2 protein-coding genes (1 of these 2 only partly in view) are annotated in these 24592 nt (G+C 70.5%); both read right to left on the bottom strand.

The genetic code is table 11. The features are described 5' to 3' along the window. A protein-coding gene (locus tag NA8_RS14335; protein WP_063050878.1) for a thioester reductase domain-containing protein crosses the window boundary here: on the bottom strand, window positions 1–3167 show its start. It extends 8803 nt beyond the left edge of the window; the window shows 3167 of its 11970 coding nt (coding positions 1–3167); the start codon lies at window positions 3165–3167; the stop codon falls past the left edge of the window. Then, complete coding sequence (locus tag NA8_RS33795) at window positions 3164–24592, bottom strand: type I polyketide synthase (RefSeq protein WP_169810506.1); 21429 nt, start codon at window positions 24590–24592, stop codon at window positions 3164–3166. Before NA8_RS33795 ends, NA8_RS14335 begins: the two co-directional genes overlap by 4 nt.

The raw sequence follows: 24592 nt of genomic DNA, 5'->3' as shown, positions 1-24592 counted from the left end.
GACGGGACGGAGGCCACCGCGACGGGATCGCCGTCGCGGGTGGCCGCGACGCCGAGCAGCCGGTAGTCGCTCCAGGTGGCGCCCACGAACACACCGACGCGGCGTGCCCGCACGGCCGGATCGGTGTGGTGGTAGCCGGCGTGCTCCAGCGCCGCGTACGCCTGCTGCAGGAACAAACGCTCCTGCGGGTCGAGCAACGGCGCCTGGACGGGCGGTATCCGGAAGAACCGAGGGTCGAAACCGCCCACATCGCGGACGAATCCGCCGATCATCGGCGGCGCGCCGGGAGTGCCCTCGACGGCGGTGAGCCACCAGCGTTCGGCGGGGACCGGGCGCACCGCGTCATGCCCCTCGCGCAGATTGCGCCAGAACTCCTCGATGTCGTCGGCGTCCGGATAACGGCCGCTGATGCCGACGATCGCGATGGGTTCCTCGGCAGGCGCGCGGTGCTCCTCGACCGATACCGTCTCGGCGGCAGGGGCGGTGGAGGCGGCGGCCGGTTGAAGTCGTGCTCGCAGTGCTTCGGGCTCGCCCCATAGCGCCGCGAGTTGCGCGCGGTCGAGCGTGGCACACGACAACAGCAGGTCGATTCCGGTCGCGGTGGGCAGCAATCCGGCACCGGCCCGCCGCAGCGCGGCGATCTGCTCGGCGGGTGGGCGCATGCCACCCTCGGCCCACAGCGGCCAGCCGACGCTGATCGTCCGGCTTCCGGCCCGATCGCGCTGTTCGGCGAAGACGTCCAGATAGCGGTTGGCCGCCGCGTAATCGGCTTGCCCGGGATTGCCGAGCACCGCCGAGACCGAGGAGAACAACACGGTCAGGCGGACCTCCGGCAGCGCCCGCGTCAAGTGTTCGACGCCGTAGACCTTCGGCGCCAGGACGGATTGCGCGTCGTCGCGCCCCGTGCTCGACAACAGTCCGTCGCGCAACTGTCCCGCACCGTGGTAGAGCACGTCGACCGGTCCGAAGGTGGCGTGGGCTATCGCGGCGACGCGCTCGGCGTCCGCGGCCACCGACACGTCAGCGCGCACATGAACGGCTTCCGCGCCGAGGCCGGCGAGGTCGGCGAGCAGCCCGGCGGCCGCCGCGTCGAGCGGACGGCGCGACACCAGGACCAGGCGGGCGCCGTAGTCGGTGGCGAGGCGGCGAGACAGCTGCTGCCCGATTCCACCGAAGCCTCCGGTGACGACGACCACCGATCCCGGGCGCGGCACCGCCTCGCCGGAACTCGGCATGGGGTCGGTAAGCGACCGTGCCCGGCGGACCTGGCGTCGTCCGCCGTGGTAGCGGATCTCGGTGTCGGGATCGCGTTCATCGATGCCCAGCTCGGCGGCCACGAGGTCGCCGATCGCCTCGGCGGGGTCGCGCTGCACGGCACGCAGAAGCGGTTGGGGCTGTTCGAGCCGCAGCGTGCGCGCCAAGCCGCCCAGGAGTGCGCAACTCGATTCACCCGCAGGGGTGGCAGGCGTGAAAGCGAGCACCCGGCGCACCGGCGACTGCGGCACCCCCGCCGCCGCGCGCAGTAAATCGCGCAGCGGCAGGTACACCCGCTCGATCAACGTCTGCGGATCTGTGGCCGCTTCGGGCCACAGATACAACGCGGCGTCGAAGCGCAGCCGCTGTGCTGTCAGCTGTGCGACCAGCAGCTGCATGTGCTGCGAATTCTCCGGGTCGACAACGAAAGCGTCTGCACCGGAGGCGAATTCGATACCCGGCCGGACCCGGATGACGGTGGCGGCCGCGTCGTGCGGGTAAGGGTGCTCGGCGGTGTCGAAGACGAGCAGCCTCTCCGGTTCGCGACGCGGATGCGTGGTGGCGTCGGGTTCCCAGTCGAATCCGAAGGTGATCAGCTCGTCGGACCCTGCGGGAACCGAGGCGGGAGCGACGGCTGTGACCGCTTCCGTTGGCGGCTCGGCGGTGCGCACGTCCGCGACGGATTCTGTTGCGGTCACGATCGGCTCGTCGAAGGCAGTACCGGGGGCGGGATGCGCTGTGGCGTCATGGGGGCGGTAATTCGTGCCGACGGTGCCGGCGAGATGTCCGGCGAGCGCTTCGATGGTCTGGTATTCGAACAGCAGCGTCGGATAGAGCGGCTCGCCGACCCGCGCCTCCAGCTCCGCGGTCAACCGCAGCAGGCGCCCGGAATCCAGGCCGAGCTCATAGAACCCCACATCCGTCGCGATGCCGGCGGGATCGGCGCCGAGTTCGCTCGCGATGAGAGCAGCCAAGTCGGCGGTGATCACCGCACGCGGATCACCGGAGGCAACCGGCACATGGGTGGAAGCGGTTTGTCGCGGCGGGAATGTGGACTCCGGCTGTGTCAGCAACCGCTGAATGTCCGCGCTGCCCCGTACCCGCTTGGATGTCAGCCGATAGCCGACCACCGGCGATCCGTCCCGGTCGTAGACGGCTACCTCGGCTTCGAGCAGGTCTCCGCGGTGCCCGCCGCCGCGGACCGTGGCCCGCACGAAGACCTCCTCGGGAGTGGCCCGCCAGGCGCGCACGTCTCCGAAGTAGATCGGGATGAACGCGCTGTCGTCGTCCACGCCGAGGCGATGCGGGTCGATGAACGGCACGATCGTGGAGGCATCCAGGAACGTGGGATGCAGCAGGAATCCGGGCAGGTGCGCGGCCGCCTCGGGGCCGAGACCCAGTGTCGCGGTGACCAGGTCGTCGCGGCGGTCGAAATGTCCCGTGGCGCGCATGAAGTCGCGATGCTCGATACCCCGGCTGCCGCTCTGGGCGTACATCTCGGCCATACCGCGCGCCTGCGCCGACGCCCGGAACCCGGCGACATCGATTCCGGGCGGCTCGACGGCCGAATCGGCGAGCAGCACGACACATTCAGCGACCGGCTCGCTCGGCCCGGCGGGCAGGCCCGCCGCGTCCAAGCGTTGCACGTCGATGGCGATGCGGCCGGTCGGGCGATCGACCCGGAACGCGATGCGCACCGCGCCGTCGTCACCGAGGGCCACCGGACGCTGGAACAACGCCTCCCGGATCGTCAGGTCGCCGGGCCGGTAGCCCGCGGCCATCGCCGCACGCAGGATCATGTCGAGATACACCACGCCCGGCAGGATGCGGACACCGTGCACCCGGTGGTCACGCACCACCGGGTCCTCGGCCCGCAGGGTGGTGGCGAAGCTGTCCAGGTCGATCCCGCTCATCGCAGCGGCTCCACCCGCAGGAACGACGGCGCGGGTGCGCTCGGCGTCATCGGGACCACGATCCGCGGCGCGGGCTCCGTCGATGTGCTGGGAACCGTTTTCGGCAGCATGAAGCTCCTCTTGCGGAAGGCGGGTGGATCCAGGGGGTGGCGCGTCGGCCGGTGCCCGTCGGGCGCCTGTTCGATGACGAGGTGGGCATTGGTGCCGCCGAAGCCGAACGAGCTGACGCCCGCCGCGCGGGGCCTGCCGTCGGCGGGCCGCCACGGGCGCAGTTCCCGGTTGACCTGAAGCGGCGAACCGGTGAACTTGAAACGCGGATTGAGGTTGTCGCAGTGCAGCGACGGCGGCAGCGCCGCGTGGTGCACGGCGAGGATCGTCTTGACCGCCCCGGCGATGCCGGCCGCGGACAGCAGATGGCCGATATTGGTTTTCACGCTGCCGACCGCGCACGGCTCCGGGCCCCGCGAGCGGTCGCCCAGCACGGTCGCCAATCCCTTCAGTTCGATGGGGTCGCCGATCATGGTGCCGGTGCCGTGCGCCTCGAGATACGACAGCGCGTCCGGCGACATGCCCGCCGCCTCGAGCGCCGCGGTGACCACCTCGATCTGCGCGCGCATGTTCGGGGTGGTGATGCCCATGGTGTGCCCGTCGTTGCCGATCGCCGAGCCGCGCAGCACCGCGTAGACCCGATCGCCGTCGGCGAGGGCGTCGTCGAGCCGTTTGAGCAGCAGCAGCGCCGCACCTTCGCCCGGCACGAAACCGTCGGCGTCCTCGGAGAACGTCGCACACCGCCCGTGCGGCGAGAGCACCCCCGCCGCCGACAGGGTGACGAACGGCATCTCGTCGAGCAGCACCTCCACACCGCCGGCCAGCGCCGCGTCGACCTCGCCCGACCGCAGTGCCTGGCAGGCCAGATGTACCGACAACAGCGACGACGAGCACGCGCTGTCGAGCACGACGTTGCCCGCGTGCCAGTCGAAGAAGTCGGAGACGCGCGCGGCGATGAAGTTCTGCCCGATGCCGATCACGGTGTGCCGGTCGGGCACCGGAATCCGGTTGAAGTAGTTCGCCGCCCGGCTGCCCGCGTAGACGCCGACCCGCTTGCCCGCCAGCTCGTCACGCCGGTATCCGGCATCGGTGGTGGCCAGCACCGAGGTCTCGAGCAGCAGCCGCTGCAACGGGTCCATCTGCCAGGCGAGTTCGTCGGTGACCGCGAAATACTCCGGATCGAACAGATCCACACCGTCGACGAACCCGCCCCACTTGCTGTTGGTCAGTCCGGGCCCGCCGGTCGGGCGGTAGAACCGGGCGGGATCCCAGCGAGCCGGGTCGACCTCGCGGATGCCGGACGCACCGGCGGCGAGCAGCCGCCAGAACGCCTCCGGAGTGTCGCCGCCGGGCAGGCGGCAGCCGATGCCGATCACGGCGATCGGCTCGGCTGCCCGGCCGCGGCGTGCGTCGGCCGCCCAGGTGGCCGCGGTGGGGCGTGACTTTCCGCGCTGCTCCGTCTGCGGTGGGGCACTGGACGCACGCTGCGGATCGGCAGGCGAATCCGGTGGCGGTGCGGGCGCGAAGCGTTCCGGATACTGCGAGGTCAACAGACTCGCCAGCTCGTCGAGCGTCGGGAATTCCAGCACCAGCGCCGGGTCGAAGGGCTGACCGACGACCTGCTCGATCCGGCGCACCGCCGAGGCGATCAGCACCGAGTCCGCGCCGTACTCCTCGAACCGTTTGTCGCCCTCGAAACGGGCCGGGGCCAGCTTCAACTCGTCGGAGAAGATCCGCAGCAACTCCTGATACGCCTCCGTGGACCCGGTCGCGGCCGCGGGGCGCGCAGCCGGTGCGGCCGCCGTTTCCGGCGCGGGCCGACCGGTGCGTGTCGAAAGGCTGCCTGCCGCACCGTGATACGGCAATACGACCGGCGCGGGCAGTCCGAGCACCGCGTCGAGCAGTTCGAACCCCTCCGCGGCGCTCAGCGCCGGAAGGCCGGTGGCCCGATAGGCCGCGCTGGTCACCTCACCGAACCCGGTGCCGCGGAACGACGGCCACTCGATTGACCGGAAATAGGGCCGTCCCAGCGCGTGCTGGGCTTCGGCGAAGCGGTCCAAATGCGCGTTGGCCATCGCGTAATCCGACAGACCCACCGCCAAGCCGGGCAGCACGGCCGACACCGACGAGAACAACACGAAGAAGTCCGGACGGTCGGCGGCGAGCACGTCGGCGAGGACCGCCGTACCCGCCAGCTTGGGTTCGAGCACGGTCGCGATGGCGGGGCCGGTCTTGCGCACGAACGCCGGACTCTCGCCGGAAACGCTTCCCGCGCAGTGCAGCACGCCACCGATGGGACCCAGCTCGCGCCGCACCCGGTCGAAGAACCCCGACAGCGCCGTCTCGTCGGTGAGGCTGCCGAAGTAGGTCCGCACCGCGACGCCGCGATCACGCAACGCGACCAACCGCCGCACCTTCTCCGCCACCGACCCGGATCCGGCGGCCACGCGGTCCCATTCCGGTTCCGGCGGCAGCGGATCCCGGCCGAGCACGGCCAAGCGGCGCGCCCCACGCTCGACAAGCGCCGCCGCGAACTCCGCGCCGAGTCCGCGCGTCCCGCCGGTCACCACGTAGGTGCGGGCGGGATCGACGACGAGACCCTCACGTGCGGACGCGTCCGCCAGTTCGACGGCTTCACGGATTCCGCGGCGATACCGCACCCGAGGGCAGCTGTCCTCGGTGGCGGCGCACTCCGCACCCAGGATCGCCAGCAATCGCGCGGGATCGGCGCACACCGACTCTCGCTCGGCGACCACATGGACGCTGCGCGTGCGCACGTCACGGATTTCCGTGGCGAGCGCGGCGACCAGACCGCCCAGCGGCGCGGCTTCCGCGCCCTCGGCACCGACGTGGCCGCCGCCGACGTGCACCAGCGCGAGCGAACCGGCGCGCGCCTCGAGCACACCCTGATACAGCCCCATCCGGCCGAGGTCACCCGTGGGCCTACCTGCCGCGGCGGGAGCGAGATCGCACACGTCGAGCACGCAGTCGGTATCGGGGTAGCGCGCCGCGAGCGCCCGGCCGAGAGCCGCGCCCGCGGCGAAGTCGTCGCGATTCAGATCGCCCGGCAGGTCCGACAGCTGCACCAGACGGCCCCGATCGCCCGCAGCGGCGGCGAGAGCCTCCACCAGAGGGTGGGGAGTACGTGCGTCGTACACGATCAAGCTACGGCGGGCGCGCAGGTCACCGCCGGGAAGCGGAGCTTCTCGCCATACCGGAACCAGCAATCGGCGTTCCGCTGATGCGGGTTGCCGCATCGCCGCAGGGTGGCTGGCGGATGTGGACCACGAGGAGGATTGCGGCGATACGGACTCCGCGGCGATCCGATCCGATGAAATCGGCGGTCTCGGGGTGCCGGACCCTGACTCGGCTTGCGGCCTCGACTCCGGCGTGAACGCGGATCCCCGCTCCTGCGCAGGCTGCGGCACCGTGACGGACCCGGGCGCAGACCGTTGACTCCGCATGGGTTGCGGCGATGCGCTGTCCGACCCGGACGCAGACTGCCGGCCGGGCGTGGGCTTCGTGACGAAATCGGAGCCGGGCACCGGCGCGACGTCCGGAATCCAGTATCGCTCCCGGGCGAACGGATAGGTCGGCGCGGGAATGCGACGGCGAGGTCCGGGATCGCGGACGGTGTCCCAATCGATGTCACCGCCGTCGAGCCAGCGCGCGATCCGGGAGTCCTCCCCCGCATTCCGGCACGACCTGGCGCCGGGTGCGTCGTCGACCCAGGCGCGTACGGCGGCGCGCAACTGGTCGATGTCGCGGGCGACGAACGCGGCGCGTGCGCCGCCCGCCTGACGGCCCACCTGCATCGTGTAGGCCAGATCGGCGAGGTTCGGTTGTTGCGCGGCGAGGAAACGGTCCAGCGCGGCGACATACTCCGCCAGCCGCTCACGGTCGCGAGCCGAGACCGGAACGACCTGCCCGCCACTGAACCGGGTCGGCGGCCTGCGGTCGACGTACTCTTCGATCACCACGTTGGCGTTGGCCCCGCCCGCTCCGAACGAACTCACCGTCGCCCGGCGCGGGCGCTCCGGATCCCCGCCGGGCCACGGCAGCGGCTCGGCCGGAATCCGGAACGGCGTCGCCGCGAAGTCGATGTTCGGGTTGGCCGGAGTGGCGTGCAACGACGGCACGATGATCCGGTGACGCAGTTGCAGCAGCACCTTCGTCATGGCCGCGACACCGGCCGCCGCCTCGAGGTGGCCCACATTGGACTTCACCGAGCCGATCGGCAGCTCGGACACACCGGAGCGACCGAAAACCTTGGACAGTCCCGCGATTTCGATCGGATCACCCAGTGCGGTGCCGGTGCCGTGCGCTTCGATGTAGGACACCGATGCCGGGTCGACCCCTCCGGCGCGCAGCGCCGAGCGGATCACCGCCGCCTGCACGTCGGGGTTGGGCACCGTGAACCCGTTGACGCGACCGCCGTGATTGATCGCGGTGCCCTTGATGACGCCGTAGATGGTGTCGCCGTCAACTTCGGCGTCGGCCAGCGGCCGCAGCACCATCGCCCCGACGCCCTCACTGGCCACATACCCGTCGCCGCCCGCGCCGAAGGAGCGGCAGCGGCCGTCGGTGGAGGCGAACTGCCCTTGGCTGAGCGCGACGAACTTGTAGGGATGCAAGGACAGATTGACGCCGCCGACCACCGCCAGCCTGCATTCACCGGTGCGGATGCTCTGGCAGGCCAGGTGCAGCGCGGTGAGCGAGGACGAGCACGCCGTGTCGACCGCCATGCTCGGCCCTTGGAAGTCCAAGGCGTGCGAGACGCGGTTGGGAATGCTCCAGAACGTCGACCCGGGCAGCGTGCCGCGCCCCAGCCGGGACTCCTCGGCCCCGAACATCTGGTAGGTCCCCCACATCACGCCGACGAACACCCCGGCCTGCTCCGGGCGCAGGCCGCCACGGGCCAGGTCGGCGCGGGAATGTCCGGCGTCTTCCAATGCGGCCCAGGCGGTTTGCAGGAACAGCCGCTCTTGCGGGTCCAGGATTTCCGCCTCGCGCGGAGAGATGGCGAAGAACAGCGGATCGAAACAGTCGACGTCGTCGAGGAACCCACCCCACTTGGTGTAGGAGGTGAACGGGTTGTGCCGGTCGGGAACGAAATAGCGGGTGTGGTCCCAGCGGTGCGGCGGGATCTCGGTGACGCAGTCTTGTCCCTCGACCAGCACCCGCCAATACGCGTCGAGTCCGTCGGCGCCCGGGTAGCGGCCGCTGACACCCACGATCGCGATATCCCCTACCGCGCCGGTGCCGCGGCCGGCATCCGAAGCGGTGGTCGGGTCGACTGCGGTCGGTGTCGCGAATGAGTCGGCCGCGGCGCGTTGGTCGAGCGGCTGGTGTATGAGCTGCCGGTCGTCCGCGAATGAGCGGCCGGCGGGAGCCGACGCACCGTTGGTTCCGGGCTGCTTGAAGCGTGCTGCGAATCCGTTGTCGGCAGTCTGCGGCCGAGTGTCCCCGTTCGGTGTGATCGAAGCATCCGCGTTGTGCCTCGTGGGAGCGGGCGTCCGCGCCGCCGTTCGATCGGAGGAATCGCCATGGCTCTCGATCGACGGCGGCACGAACGGCTCGGCAGCGGATCCGAGCCGCACCAGCAGGCCGACGACGGCGCGCGGGGTGGGGTACTCGAACGCCAGCGTCGCGGGCAGGCGGTGACCGCTGCGGCGGGACAGTTCGTCGCGGATCTCGAGGGCCGCGACCGAATCCAGCCCGAGTTCGTGCAGCGGACGATCGAGGTCGTCACCGGGCGCCAGGCCGAGGCAGCGCCGAACCAGGCTCTCCATCTCGGCGGTCGGATCGCCTGCGGCGGGGACGTTGTCGACATCCGCGACAGTGGGCGCGACCGAATCCCGCAGCACGTCCGGCACGTCGGCTCCGCCTGCCTCCGGCCGAGCGAGCGGCAGCACGGTGACCGCCGCCGGTAGTACCGAACCGAGGAGGTGGGCGAGCGTGTCGAAGGCATGTTCGGGGCGCAGCATGCCGTAGCCACGCCGGGCCAGCCGCTGCACGGCGCCGCTGCCGAGTCGCTCGACCATCCCGGTGTCCGCCCACGGACCCCACGCGATCGACAGCGCGGGCGAGCCCGCCGCGCTACGCGACTCGGCCACACCGTCGAGGAAGGCGTTGGCGGCGGCGTAGCTGGACTGCCCGGGCAAACCGACCACCGCCGCGGCCGAGGAGAACATCAGGAAGAAACGCAAAGAACGACCCGCGGTCAACTCGTGCAGGTGCCACGCGCCGAACGTCTTCGGCGCGAGAACCCGCCCGACGCGTGTCGCCGTCTGCTCGGCGACCACGCCGTCATCGAGCACCCCGGCCAGATGCACCACGCCCGCCAGTGGCGGCAGCTCGCGGTCGATCCAGTCCAGCGTGGCCGTCACGGCGTCGTGATCGGCGACGTCGAGCGACCGCACCACGATCCGCGCACCCCGCCCCCGCAACTCCGCGACGACCGACTCCGCTCGGGCATCGGGTGCCGACCGCCCCGCGAGCACCAGCTCCGGCCAACCCTGGTCGACGAACCAGCGAGCCAGCCGCAAGCCGACTCCGCCGAGACCACCGGTGATCAGCACCGTCCCCCCCGCTGCGGACGCCACCGCCGACTCGCCCGGCGCGACTTCCAACGGCACCAGCCGCGGCACACGCCGACGCCCCCGGCGCAGCGCGAGCTGGCGCGGCGCCTCCGGCATGACGAGCGCGTCGACCACCGAGCGGATGTCGCCCAGCTGATCGAGATCGACGATTCGACAACCGATTTCGCGGTGCTCAAGCTGCGCACTGCGGGCGAAGCCCCACAGCGCGGACTGCTCGGGAGCCACCTGATCGGTGGGATCGACCCGTTGACCGTGGCGGGTGAGCAGCCACACCGCGGGCTCTCCGGCCAGTGCCGCGGCCTGCACGAGATGCACAGCGCCCACCACCAGACGCTCCGCGGCGACCGGCGCCGAGGCATCGTCGGTGGAGAGGGCGACCGCGGAGACGATCCCGCGCAACGATGTTCGCCGGTCGCTCACCGCGCCGAGCAGCGCACGCACCGCTGCGGGGACACTCAGGTCGACCTCGAATTCGTTTTCGGCACAGAACGCGAAACCATTGCCGGGCCGGGCCAGGACGCACTCCGCCCCGCGCGCCCGCAAAGCGTCGGCGAGTCCCTCGGTGAAGTCTCCGGGCGCGCCGATGATCAGCCAGCGCCCGGTCGCCGAGGCGGGCAGTGCCGTGCCGGTCTCCAGCCAGTCGATGCGGTAGGCGTCCGTGACGGTCCGATCGTGCGGCACACGGGACGGCTGCCCGCCCGCGTTCGGCGTGGGTGTCGGCATCACGCGCAATCCGTTCGCGACCAGCACCGGGCGACCCTCCTCATCGAGCAGTCGAACATCGGCGACACACAGCTGTGGCGTCTGCTCGACGACGCGCACATGGCCGAATCGGACGGTGCCCGCCGCGAGCGAGACGAGTGCCTGGTCGATCGCGAACGGCACCCACGTCTGCTCCTCGGCCCTCGGCGACATCGCCGCGTAGGTGGCTTGGAACGCCGCGTCCAGCAGAACCGGATGCACCATGCCCGCGCCGCTTTCGATGTCGGGCTCCGACAACGTGACCAGGGCTTCGCCGCGGCCGAAGCGCACGCCGGTGACACGGCGGAACGCCGGGCCGTAGGGCAGTCCCGCTCGGGCCAGCAGCTCGTAGAAGTTCGCCGCGGCGAGGTGTTCCGGACAGGCGCCGAGGATTTCCGCCAGGCTGGGACCGCCCGGAATCCGGCGCGTTCCGGTGTGGACGTGAGCGCGGGCGTGCGTGCCGGAACCTTCGGTCGACACCTGCACCGCCCACCCGTCGCCGGTCGGCTCGACGTTCACCCGCACCGGCTGCGGGCCGCTCAGCGTGAGACCGCGGGCGATCACGAGGTCCTCGATCGCGACGATGTCACCGGCGACGAGTTCACGCGCGGCGTCGGCGATCGTCGCGACGAACCACGCTCCCGGTACGACGACAGCCCGATCGACGACGTGATCGGCCAGATAGCGCGGAGACTCCGGCCCGAGCACCAGATCGAAAGACTCCGCCCCGTGCGAATTCGGATACCCGGAACGGCCTGCCTGTCGAGTGGGAGTCGGCACCGCAGCGCTGGAGTACTCAGGGGCAGCGGGGTTCGGATCCGGAAGCGGCGCGTCGTCGGGTCGTGATGAGCGGCCCGCGAATCGCACCGGTGAGGTGTCTCGCTCCGTGAGTGCGCCTTCGGATCGCACCGCGAGATCCGACCTCGGCCCAGCGTGACCCGGTGGCGTCGACGCGGCTGTCGCGGGTCGAGAGTCGATCCAATAATGTTGCCGCTGAAACGGATACGTCGGGGCGAGCACACGCCGCCGATCGCGCGGCCGGTGCACCTGCTCCCAGTTCACCGGCACGCCCGCCACATACAGCTGCCCGAGCGCCGTCATCATCGTCTCGCGATCACCGCGTCCGCGTCGCAGCGAGGCCGTGAACCGTGCCGAGCCGCCCAGCACTCGCTCGCCGAGCGCGGACAACGTCGGCTGCGGACCGATTTCGAGGAAGTCACTCATCCCCAGCTCGGCCATGGCCCGCATGCCCTGGGCGAACCGCACCGGCTGACGCGCATGCCGCGCCCAGTACTCCGGCGTGAGTTCCCCTGCGCGCAGCGGCGCGCCGGTGAGGTTCGAGACCAGCGGGATCGCGGGGTCGTACATCGTCGCGCCCGCGGCCGCCGCGGCGAGATCGTCGAGGATCGGATCCATCGCCGCGGAGTGGAAGGCATGCGAGACGGCGAGTTCGGCGGTCCGGATACCGCCGGCCGACAACTCCTCCCGCAGCAGATCGAGGGCGGCTCGTGGACCTGCGACCACCACCTGCGCCGGTCCGTTGTAGCCGGCGATCGACACCGCGGGTTCGTATCGTGCGACGAGCGGGGAAACCTGCTCGGCCGGAGCGTCGACGGCCACCATCCCGCCGCCGTCCGGCAGGCGCTGCATCAGCCGCCCGCGCGCGGCGACCAGGCGCAGGGCGTCCTCCATGGTCATCGCGCCCGCCGCGCAGGCGGCGACGAACTCCCCGACGCTGTGCCCGAGCACCGCCGCCGGAGTGATTCCCCATGCCCGCCACAGTTCCCACAGCGCCCACTCGACGGCGAACAACACCGGTTGGGTGAACATCGTGCTACGCAACAACTCTGGACCGTGATCTGCGTACACCGCTTCGACAAGCCCGATCCCGTCCGCGATCGGTCCCAGCACCGTGTCGCAGCGCCGCACGGCGTCGCGGAAGACCGGCTCGGATTCGAACAACTCACGTGCCATGCCGGGGTACTGCGATCCCTGCCCGGTGAACAGCAGCGCCACCTTCGCGCGCGCTGTCCGCTGCACCCGCCCACGGATCGAGGTCGGCCGGCTCCGCAGCTCCCGCGCCGCGGCGGCTCCGGTCTCGGCGACCACCGCGAGCCGCTCTTCGAAATGAGTGCGGCCGGTCGCGGCGGTGTAGGCCAGATCACCGAATCGCGAACCGGCCGAGTCGATTTCGTCGGCCCAGCGCCGGGCGCTGTCGGCGAGGGCTGTTTCGTCGCGTGCGGACAGGACGAGTACTTCCGCAGCCGGCGATTCCGCCCGTGGCACCGGTGCCGGGTCGCCCTGCGCCAGAACGACGTGCGCGTTGGTGCCGCTCATCCCGAAGGAGCTGATCCCGATCGCCGGTTCGTGGCCGGTGCACGGCCAGTCCCGCGCTTCGCGCACCACTTCCAGCGGCAGCGCGGCCCAATCGATCAGCGGGTTGGGTGTGTGGAAGTGCAGGCTCGGCGGTATCCGGTGGTGCTGCAACATCAGCACCGCTTTGATGACTCCCGCGACACCGGCCGCCGCCTCGGCATGCCCGATATTGGTCTTGACCGACCCGATGAGCAGCGGCTGCGCGCGGCCCGCACCGTACACCTCGGCCAGCGCGGTGGCCTCGATCGGATCACCGAGCGGGGTGCCGGTGCCGTGCGTCTCGACATAGTCCACCGCGTCCGGCCGCACGCCCGCCCGCTCCAGAGCGTCGGTGATGACGCGTTGCTGGGCCGGGCCGTTGGGTGCGGTGAGACCGTTGGATCGGCCGTCATGATTCACCGCGACGCCACGCACCACGGCCAGCACCCGATCGCCGTTGCGGCGGGCCTGCGACAGCCGGGTCAGCACCAGCACGCCACAACCGTCGGCGCGGACGTAGCCGTTGGCGTCGGCGTCGAACGCGCGCGATCGTCCGTCGGGCGAGAGCGAGGCCAGACGGCAGAAACCGATGGTGGTCTCCGGCGCCAGTTGGAGGTTGACTCCACCTACCAGCGCCAGATCGCAACGGCCCGCGCGCAATCCGTCCGAGGCGGCTTGCAGCGCCACCAGCGACGAGGAGCATGCCGTATCGAGTGTCATCGCCGGGCCTTGCAGTCCGAGGACGTAGGCCAAGCGCCCGGCCGCCACGCTCGGCGCCGAACCGATCACCGAGTAGGCGCCGATCGCGGTCGGCTGGGCGGCGCGGGTCGGTGTTGCCGCATACTCGCTGAAACACAGGCCGACGAACACGCCGGTGCGGCTGCCCGCCAGCGTGCCGGGTGCGCGGCCCGAGCGCTCCAGCGCCTCCCAGCTGGTCTCAAGCAGCAGGCGTTGCTGCGGGTCCATCGCGCGCGCCTCCGCCGCTCCGATACCGAAGAACGCGGGATCGAATTCGTCGGCACCGTCGACGAAGCCGCCCCAGCGGGTGTACATCGTGCCCAGGGCCGCCTGGTCGGGGTCGTAGTAGGCGTCGATGTCCCAGCGCTGCGGCGGCACTTCGGTGATCGCGTCGCGTCCATGCCACAGCAGGTCCCAGAAGTCTTCCGGTGTGCGCACTCCGCCGGGGAAACGGCAGCTCATGCCGACGATGACGATCGGGTCGTCGGTGGGCTGGTCGCTTCTGGGCTCCCGTGCGGCCGAAATGTTCCCCTCCACCGGCTGTTCTCGCGGCCGCGGCACCGGAAGTTGGTGCGTGGAGGTGACCGCGGTGTGTGTCGTGGGCGTGACCGGAGGTTGCGGCGTGGACGGAACCGCAGAGTGCGCTGCGGGCTCGACCGGAGGCACGTAATCGGCGGTTTCGTGCTCGCCTCCAGTGGAGGCGGGCACACCCTTTCGGTGCAGGAACCGCGCGATGTCACGCACGGTCGGGTAGTCGAAGACGAGCCCCGCCGGCAACGGCATCCCCACCTCGGTGGCGAGCGCGGCGCGCAACTCCATCCCCGTGAGGGAGTCGACCCCGGTGTCGTGCAATGGCACATCCGGATCGAGTTCTCCAGCCCTGTCCAGTACGCGCATCGCGACGCGCTGCACCAGCGCCTCCAGGGAGGCGATGTCGTTCGACGCCACCGGCGGCTCCGATCCCCGAGTGGTCTCCGGTCGGGTTCGCAGCGGCGCTGCCATCGCGACGTGCGGCGCCCGGTGCGCATACCACCGTTCCGGCACGAATTCGAAGACGCCCGGAGCAGTGCTGTCGTGCCGAAGGAGATGCTCGAGCGCCGCGACCGCATCGTCCCGATACAGCGGCGGCAGACCGCGCCGCCCAAGCCGCGCGGTGACATCGGACCGATCGGCGGCCATACCCACATCCGCGAACGGTCCCCACCCGACGCTCAGCGCGGGCAGTCCCTCGGCCCGCCGCCGCCAGGCCAGCGCGTCCAAGGCCGCATTGGCCGCGGCGTAGTTCGCCTGACCCGGTGTGCCGAGCAGGCCCGCCACCGAGGAGTAGGTGACGAAAAGTTCCAATCGCTGGTCTCGGGTGAGCTCGTCGAGGTGACGCGCCGCGTGATATTTGGGCCCGAGCACGGTCTCGAACCTCGACCAGGTCTGCTCGGTCACCACGCCGTCATCGAGCACTCCCGCGCAGTGGATCACGCCGCGCAGCGGTGGGAACTCGGACTCCGCGATGCCGCGCAACAGTGCCGCGACCGCCGCACGCTCGCTGACATCCGCCTGCCGCGCCGTCACACCGACTCCGACGGCGCGCAGCGATTCCAGCAGCCGCTCCCCGGCCGCGTCCGGTGCGCTTCTGCCGACCAGCACCAGGTGCCGGGCGCCACGGTCGGCCAGCCACCGTGCGGCCGCCGCACCGAGGCCGCCGAACCCTCCGGTCACCAGGTATGTGCCATCGGGCAACCGGTCCCCGCGCGCGCCGGGGCCATCCCTGCCGAGCAGGACGACGCGACCCGGATGATTTCGTTGCGACATGGCGCGGAACGCCTCGGCGGCACGGTCGATACCGTGCACCGCGTGCGGCAGCGCAGTCAGTGCATGCTGGTCGAACAGGTCCATCACGTCGCGCAGAATCGCGCCGAGCCGCCGCGGGCCGACAGCGGCCGGATCGAACGGCCTATGGTCGATGTCGTCGCGCGGGTGAACCGTGCCGGTCTGCACCGGATCGATGACCTCGACGAATCGACCTCCTGCGCACAGGATCTCGGGGGCACGCGCGGCGAAGCCGTCCCCCAAGCTGTCGACGACGACATCCACTCCGCGCCCCGCGGTCGCCGCCCGAACGCGTTCGCCCACCTCGTCGCCGCGCCAGGTATCGACCCGCGTGACCGGCAGACCCGCGCTCTCAGCCCAGCGACACAGCGCGGCGGTCGCGAGCACCTGCGCGCCGACGTGCGCGGCCAGCTCGACAGCGGCCATGCCGATGCCGTCGGCGGCGGCGTTGACGAGCACACAGTCCCCCGCGCGCAGCTCGCCCAGGTCGAACAGCGCGTGCCAGGCGGCGGTGAAGGAGTACGGCACGGTCGCGCCTTCGGCGAAGGAGAGGTGATCCGGCAGCCGGGCCACCATGCCCTCATTCACCGTCACGTGACGAGCGAAACTGTCAGTCGCCAAGGCGACAACACGGTCACCTATCGCGAGTCCCTCGACGCCGGCGCCGACCGCGGTGATCCGGCCCGCGCATTCCGAGCCCAACGGCAGCACACCTTCTGGATGTATGCCCGAGGCCACCCACAGGTCGTGAGGGTTGAGACCGGTCGCGGCGATAGCGATTTCGACCTCACCGGACGCCGGTGCGCGCCGCGTTGCGGACGTCAACCGCATCCGGTCGAAGTCGCCGGAGCGGTCGGCGACCAACCGGTAGTCGTCGGCGGGCGCGAGGCCGTCGGCGAGACGAGCTGTCAGCCAACGGCCGTCCCGAATCGCGAACTCTCCGGTGTGACCGCCGAGCAAGCCGTCGACGATCAGTGCGCTGTCGACGGACGATCCGGCGGACAGATCCAGCAAGCGACACCCGAACTCGGGGTGCTCGGTGGTCAGCGTGCGTCCGAAGCCCCACAGCAGTGCCTGATCGGGGTCCGGCCGGTCGGCCGGAGCGACACGCTGGGCGTTCACCGTCAGCAACCACAGCGCGGCAGGACGGTGCGCCCCCGAATCCAGCGCGCGGGTCAACCGCAAGACGGCTTCGATACGAGTCTGCGTGGTCGCCGACGTCCACGCGAACACGACACCATGGAATGGGTGCGTGGTCGCCGACGAAACGGTGTCGGCAGCGTGCTCGTCCTCCGGGCGAACAACCACGGTTTCGATGCCGCGCGCGCCCAGTCCGGCGGCGACGGCAGCACCGACCGGCCCGTCACCGAAGATCAACCAGCGACCTGCCGGCTGCTGTGTCGCCGACGCGCCACTCTCGACGGGAACCCATTCCAGGTGGTGCAGCAGACGTCCGAGCCTGGACGAGTCGGCTGCGACGGCTTTCGATACAGCGTCGGGTTTCGCGCTGAGCAGGCTCACCCCCCGCAAAGCGGCGAGCGGTCGCCCGGACGCCGAGTGCAGCGTGGCGTCACCGACGATGGCGCGCGCACTGCGTTCGGTCACGCGCACCCGGCATCGGACGATCGATTCTCCGAGCTGCGGACCGCAGAAGAATCGAGCACGACCGATCTCGGAGGGCAAAAACATCCCTTCGCCTCCGTTGGCGGTGACCACGATGCTGTGCAAGCAGGCATCGAGCACGATCGGGTCGAGCACGGGTATGCCGTTACCCGGCAGACGGAACACGGCCTCGGACTCGGTGTCGCTGATCCGCCGGAAGTCGAGGGCGCAGCGGTAGTTGGGGCCCAGCTCGAGGCCCAGCCCAGCCACGGTGTCGTAGTAGGCGGGCCAGACCCGCGCGTCCGAATCACTCGCCACATCATCGTGCGATTCGACCGAATCATCGGCTGCAGCAATGAGAGTCGCTGTCGCAAAGCTGGTCCGAGCATCGCCGGGGCCGACGAAGCGCACGTCGTAGCCGTCCGTGCCGGGGTCGAGCACGACCCGCACCACCGCTTCGGCGGTGACCTCCAGCGGCTTGATCAATCGCAGCCCGGCGACCTCCCACTTCCCGGGCAACCGAGCGGCGATGTCGTTCAACCGAACACACAACCACGCTGCGGGTGCCGTCGGCACGCCACGCAGCCGGTGTCCGTCGAACATCTCCGGTGCCAGCCGCAAGGTGTGCGACGAGCCGGTGTCCTCCGAGCGCGGCTCGAGCTCCAGCCAGTGCCGTTTCCGCTGGAACGGATACGTCGGCAGGTCGACACGGCGCCACCGGTGACCGGAATATACCGTCGCCCAGTCGATCTCGTCCCCCGCGGCATACCGGCGACCCAGCTCGACCGAACCATTCGTCACCTCGACGACCGACCCGCTCGCGGTCACTCCCGAGGCGACATCCTCGAGCGCGGCGCGCAACTGCGCGGCGGTATCGAAGCCGATCGCGACGCGCTCACCGAAATGTGTACGGCCGACGGCAGCGGATGCGCACACATCCAGCAATGCCGTCTCCGGACGGGCGACCAGCAAATCGCGGTAGTGAGCCGCCAGCGCACGCAGGGCCTCAGCGCTCTTCGCCGACAGCACCAGCAGGTAGGGCCCGGAAACGGCCACCGCACCGGTTTCGGAGACCTGAGGCGCTTCTTCGATCACCACGTGCGCGTTCGTCCCGCTGATCCCGAAGGCGCTCACCCCCGCCCGCCGCGGTCGCCGCGAACGCCGCCACGGTCGCTCCTCGGCGACAACGCGGACCGCGATCGAATCCCAATCGATGTGTGGATTGCCCGAACGGAAGTGCAGCGAGGCGGGAATGCGCTCGTGCCGCATCGACTCGATCACCTTGATGATGTTGGCGATGCCTGCCGCCGCCTGGGTGTGGCCGAGATTCGACTTCACCGACCCGATCCACAGCGGCGCGGCCTCGGTGCGGTTTTCGCCGAGCACCGAGGCGAGGGCGTGAACCTCGATCGGGTCACCGAGCGCGGTGCCGGTGCCGTGCGCTTCGATGTACTCGATGTCGCCCGCCTCGACCGCCGCGTCCGCCAGCGCCGCACGGATGACTCGTTCCTGCGCCGGACCATTCGGCGCGCTCAATCCCTGACTACGACCGTCGGAATTGACCGCCGAGCCGCGCACCAGCCCCAGCACCCGATCGCCGTCGCGTTGGGCGTCCGCCAGCCGCTTGAGCACGAGCACCCCCGCCCCGTCACTCCAGACCACCCCGTCGGCACGCGCGTCGAAGGTCTTGCACCGGCCGTCGGCGGCCAGGCCGCGCGCCCGGGCGAAGTAGATGTCGAGCGAGGGCGTGAGCACGACGGTGGCACCGCCGGCCAACGCCAGATCGCATTCGCCGCTGCGCAGACTGCGCACCGCCGCATGCACCGTCACCAGCGACGAGGAGCACGCGGTGTCGATGGTCAGACTCGGACCGTTCACGCCGAGGAAGTACGACAGCCGCCCGGAGGCGACGCTGGACAGATTGCCGGTGCCGAACCAGGCGTCGGGGGCGACACCGGCCCGCGCCATCCGTTCGGCATAGTCATTGGACATCAGACCGACGAAGACGCCGGTCCGGCTGCCTTCCAGACGGCTCGCGGGATAACCGGCATGTTCCAGGGCCTCCCACGACGTTTCGAGCAACAACCGCTGCTGCGGGTCGAGCATCCGCGCCTCGCCGACGGAGATGTCGAAGAATCCCGCGTCGAAATCCTCGACACCGTCGACGAAGCCGCCCCAACGCGTGTAGGTCTTGCCCTCGGCGTCCGGGTCCGGATCGAAGACGGCGTTCACATCCCAGCGCTGCGCGGGCACCTCGGTCACCGCGTCGGTTTCGGTGGTGAGCAAGTGCCACAGGTCGGCAGGGCCGCGCACGCCACCGGGATAGCGGCAGCCCATGCCGATGATCGCGATGGCGTCGGCGTAATCGTCCGCGGCCGCGCCTATTTCGCCCGCTGTGAGCTGCGCCACGTTCGGTGTACTAGGTGTAACCGGGAGTTCAGGTGGGTACACCGGTGGCGTGAGCTGCTCAGAGGTGCGCGTGGTCGGTCGCTGTGCGGCTTGCTCTCGACCCGTGCGGCCGGGCGCTGACTTCGCATCGAGCCGGGCGATCTCCTCGGATACCGCGGCGACGGTCGGATGATCGAACAGCAGGGTCGCCGGAAGTCGCACACCCAGATCAGCGGAGAGCGCGTTGCGCAGCTCGACGGCCATCATCGAATCCAGCCCGAGTTCCCGCAGGGGCGTGCGATCGGAAACGGCGGTCGTGCGGCCGAGCGCCGTCATGGCGTGGGTGCGCACCAGATCGAGCAGTTCCGCCGGCTCACGCGTGATTCGAACATCCTGCGAGTCGCCCTGGTTTATCGCCTCCTGCTCCGCCGGAACGTCTGTGACGGAGGGGAACACCGCGACGACTCCCTCGGCCGACAGCAGCGAGCGCAGCGCTCGAACACCGTCCTCGGCGGCCAGTTCGGCGACGCCGTGGCGTGCCCACGCTCGGCGGGCCGTGTCGCTCAGTTCCGCGGCCATGCCGGTCCCCGCCCATGGGCCCCACGCGATGCTCACCGCGGTCAGCCCTTGCGCCGCACGCAGGCGGGCGAGGCCATCGAGATACGCGTTCGCCGCGGCGTAGTTGCCCTGCCCGGCCGTGCCCACTACGGCGCTGACCGACGAGAACAGCACGAACAGATCCAGCGACCTGTCCGCGGTCAGCTCATGCAGGTGCCAAGCGCCGGCGACCTTTCCCGCGAACACCCGATCGATGTGGCTCGGGGTCTGCTCGATCAGCAGGGCGTCGTCCAGAACACCCGCGCAATGCACCACCCCGGCCAGCCTCGGAAGCTCGCGACCGAAGCGAGCGAGCAGCCGGGACAACGCCTCCCGGTCTTCTACGTCGGCCACCGCGGTCTCGACATCCGCCCCCGAGGCGGCGATCCGCGCCATCTCCTGCTCGTCTTCCGGGCCAGGGGCGCTGCGACCGGCGAGCACGACCATGCCCGCACCGGCCTCCGCCAGGATGCGCGCGGCGGTCGACCCCAGCGCTCCACGACCGCCGGTGATCAGATACGCACCGCCACGATCCAACTGAGGAGCTGCCGCGAACTCATCGGAGGGCTGCATCCGCATCGTGTAGCGGTGGCGTCCGCGCAAAGCAACCACTGCGTCCGCCGCATCGGAACAGATTTCGCTCACCAAGCGATGGTCGTCGCAGCGCGCGCCGACGGGCAGATCGATCAGACGGCAGCGCAACTCGGGAAGCTCGGTGCGCACAACCGCCCCCAGTCCGCACAGGGTTGCGGCGGCCGGGCGCACGGGTTCGCCGGACAGTGCTCCGGTTGCCCCAACGGTCACCAGGTACAGCGGTGCGTCGGTGACTGCCCGAGCCATCCGTTGCACAGCACTCAGAGCGAATCGCGTTTCTACACGCGCCGCTTCGGCAGTGTCGTCCGCTTCGGCATCGGACAGATAGATCACTGCCCGCTCGTCGCGGGGCCACCGGGCCGGATCGGTCGTGCGCTCCACTGGCACCGCATCGGTGCCCGCGGCACGCAAGGCGGCGGCGAGCCGCTCGGCCTGTTGCCCGACGCCGATCACCAATACGGCGGCAGGGCCCCGTCCGCTCGGCAACCCCATGGCGGGTTCCCAGAGGGGGCGGTGAGTGAGGCCGGACATGCGATCCCGATCCTGCGACTGCCCGGCAGTGCCGGACTCGGCGAACCATACGCCTTCGATATCGCAGACCACCGCGCCGGCGGTATCGAAAACAGTGATCCGAACCGTGCGGTCGGTGCGCTCGGCCAGCGCCCACGCAGTGGCATCCGCGTTCACGCTGGACAAACGCAAACGGCCGATACCAATCGGCAGTCGAGCCGTGTCGCTGTCCCTGGACACCAACGCGAGACCGGTCTGCACCGCGGCATCCAGCAGACAGGGCAGCCAGGCGTCTGGTTCGTCGGCCAGTTCCGCCGGGCGTTTCAATTCGGCCAGCACGCTGCCCTCGCCCAGCTGCAACCGCGAAAGCCAGCGGAATCGTGGACCGAACGTCAATCCGGCGTCCGCGCAGCGACGATAGAAGTCTTCGACATCCCATCCGGTGGTCAGCGCGAGCCGCGCCGCGGACAGTTCGCCGGGGTCGCGCGTTTCACTCGCGGCGGCGCGAACCGCGGCGGAAACCGCGGTGACACTGCCGTTGTCGACCTGAAACCGCACTTCGGTGCGGTCTCCCGCAACGGACACGTGCGGCTCGGCCAGTTCCTCCAGCGGCACCGGCCGCGCGGCGACGAAATCGATCAGCTCGTCGTCGGTGCCTCCGGCCGCACGCAGCGCGCGCAACGCGAGTTCCGCCGCGGGCACCACCGCCCGGTCCCGAAACCGGTGCTCGGCAAGGTATCCGGTGCGCGCAGAGGAGCCGGCGATCGGCACAGTGACCCGCTCTCGCTCGAAAGGATAGGTGGGCAGACCGTTGCGCCGCCGCGCGTCCGGGGGCACCACCGAGGCCCACTCGATCTCCGCGCCGGCGCAGTACAGCTCGCCGAGGCCGGTCAGCAGCACCTCGTCATCGGTGGCGGTGCGGCGCATACTCGGCAGCCACAGGGCATCAGGATCGGCGTGCCGCCCGAATTCCAGCAGCACCGGATGCGGTCCCACCTCGAGGTACGCGTCCACGCCCAACTCGGTGGCCGCGCGCAGGCCCTCGGCGAAACGGACGGTGCCGCGAGCATGCGCACGCCAGTACGCGGCATCCACGGGGCCTTCGAGCCGCGCGCCGGTGACGTTCGACACCAGCGGAATCGCCGCCACGCGCGGGGCGGGCACCAACTCGGCGACCCGGGCCTCGAAGTCCGCCAGCATCGGATCCAACAGAGGCGAGTGGAACGCCGTCGTGCCGGGCAACCGCACCGTGCGAACCGACCGTTCCTCGGCGGCTCGCATCACCCGCTCCACCGCCTCCACCGCTCCGGAGACGACGAACTGTCCGGGGCTGTTGACCGCGGCCACCGACACACTCGCCGCGAGTTCCTCCCACAGCGTTCCGAATTCCTCGGGTGCGGCGAAGACCGCCGCCATCGCCCCGCGCTGGGGCATCGCTTGCATCAACCGGCCGCGTTCGGCGGCCAGTCGCAACCCGGCGTCGAGGTCGAACACCCCCGCGACCGTCGCCGCGACCAGTTCACCGAGGCTGTGTCCCAGCACGACATCGGGTCGAATGCCGAACGCCGCCCACAGTTCCGCGCACGCCCATTCGACCGCGAACAGAGCCGGTTGCGCGTACTCGGTGTGGGTCAGCAACGCCTCGTTCGCCTCGAACAACAGCGACCGCAGACGGACTCCGCCCGGAAGCGGCCCGAGCAACTCGTCACAGCGGTCGAGCGCCGCGCGGAAAGCCGGATATCTGCGGTCGAGCGCCGCACCCATCCCCGCATACTGCGCGCCTTGTCCCGTGAACAGCATCGCGATCCGCGGCTTGCCCGGGATCGAGTCCGTCGATCGAGGTGAAGGTTCTGCGAGCCGGCGCGCCGCCTCCTCGGCCGTTCGCGCCACGACCGCGCGACGGTGCGTGAGATGCGTGCGGCCCAGCGCCGCGGTGGCGGCGGCATCGGCGAGCGGCATCTCTGGTCGCTCCATCTGCTCGGCGTAGCGGCGAGACAGGACGTCGAGCGCGGACGGGGTGCGTGCCGAAAGAGCGAGCAGCGCCGGTCCTTCCGGGTCCGCACGTGGCTGTGGTGCGGGCGCCTGCTCCAGCACCACATGCGCGTTGGTGCCCGCGAAACCGAACGAGCTCACGCCCGCCAGCCGCGTCCGCTCCGTGCGCGGCCAGATGACATCGCGGGTCGGCAGCGCCAGCGCCGTGCCGTCGAGCGTGATCTTGGGGTTCATCGTGGCGAAATCGTGCTGACGCGGAACGCGTTCGTGCTCGAGTTGCAACACCACCTTGATCAGCCCGGCGACACCCGCGGCCGCCTCGAGGTGACCGATCTGCGACTTCACCGACCCCAGCAGGCACACCGACCCGTCCGCCCGCGGCGCACCGAGAACCTGGGACAGCGCCTCGATCTCGATCGGATCGCCCAGCGGCGTGCCGGTGCCGTGCGTCTCCACGTAACCGATCGCGTCGGCGGCGCATCCGGCGTCGGTCAGCGCGTCGCGCAGCAGTTCGCGCTGGGCCGTCGGGTTCGGCGCGGTCAACCCCATGGAACGACCGTCGTGGTTCACACTCGAGCCGCGGATGAGCGCCCTGATCGCGTCGCCGTCGGCGATCGCTCGCGAAAGCGTCTTCAGGACAATGATTCCCGCGCCCTCGCCGCGCACATACCCGTTGGCGCGAGCGTCGAATGGACGACAGTGCCCGTCCGGTGAAAGCGCACCCATGCGGGCCAGCGCCTCCGAGGTGAGCTCGGATTGCAGCAGATTAACCCCGCCCGCCAACGCGACGTCGCACTCCCCCGCCCGCAGGCTGCGACATGCCTGATGCACCGCCACCAGCGATGACGAACACGCCGTGTCGATCGCCACGGCGGGACCGCGCAACCCCAGCACATAGGACACCCGCCCGGCGACAATGCTCGACATCGTCCCGGTGAGCGTGTGCGCGTCCACCGAATTCACCCAGTCCGGTGTGATCGTGCGCTGGTACTCCTGCCAGCTGACGCCCAAAAAGACCCCGGTGCGCGCCGTGGCCGGGCTGTTCGGCACCAGCGCGGCGTCTTCCATCGCCTCCCAAGCGACTTCGAGCGCCAGCCGCTGCTGTGGATCCATCGACGCCGCTTCGCGCGGCGCGATGCCGAGGAACTCGGCATCGATGGCATCGATCGGACCTGCCAGCAGACCGGCCCGCCGCCGCGCTCGCCGAGGTGCGGAATCCGCTACCGCCCAACGGGTTTCCGGCGCCTCGACGATCGCATCGCGGCCCGAGGACAGCAGTTCCCAGTACTGCTGCGGAGTTTCCGCACCGCCGGGAAAACGGCAGGCGATTCCCACGATGGCGATCGGCTCGTGCTGCGGCCGCGCCTCCAACTCCTGTATCCGGCGGAGCGCCCGCGTCAGCAAGACCCGTAGGTCATACCCATCATCCGACAT

Source organism: Nocardia arthritidis NBRC 100137 (genome assembly GCF_001612765.1).
Taxonomy (GTDB): Bacteria; Actinomycetota; Actinomycetes; order Mycobacteriales; family Mycobacteriaceae; genus Nocardia; species Nocardia arthritidis.
Note: the sequence above shows the minus strand (reverse complement) of the source record. Positions and strands in the feature narration are given on the sequence as shown.

Bases quoted from the DNA above. Each gene is read 5' to 3' on its own strand.
- NA8_RS33795 (WP_169810506.1), bottom strand. From the start codon at position 24,592: ATGTCGGATGATGGGTATGACCTACGGGTCTTGCTGACGCGGGCGCTC.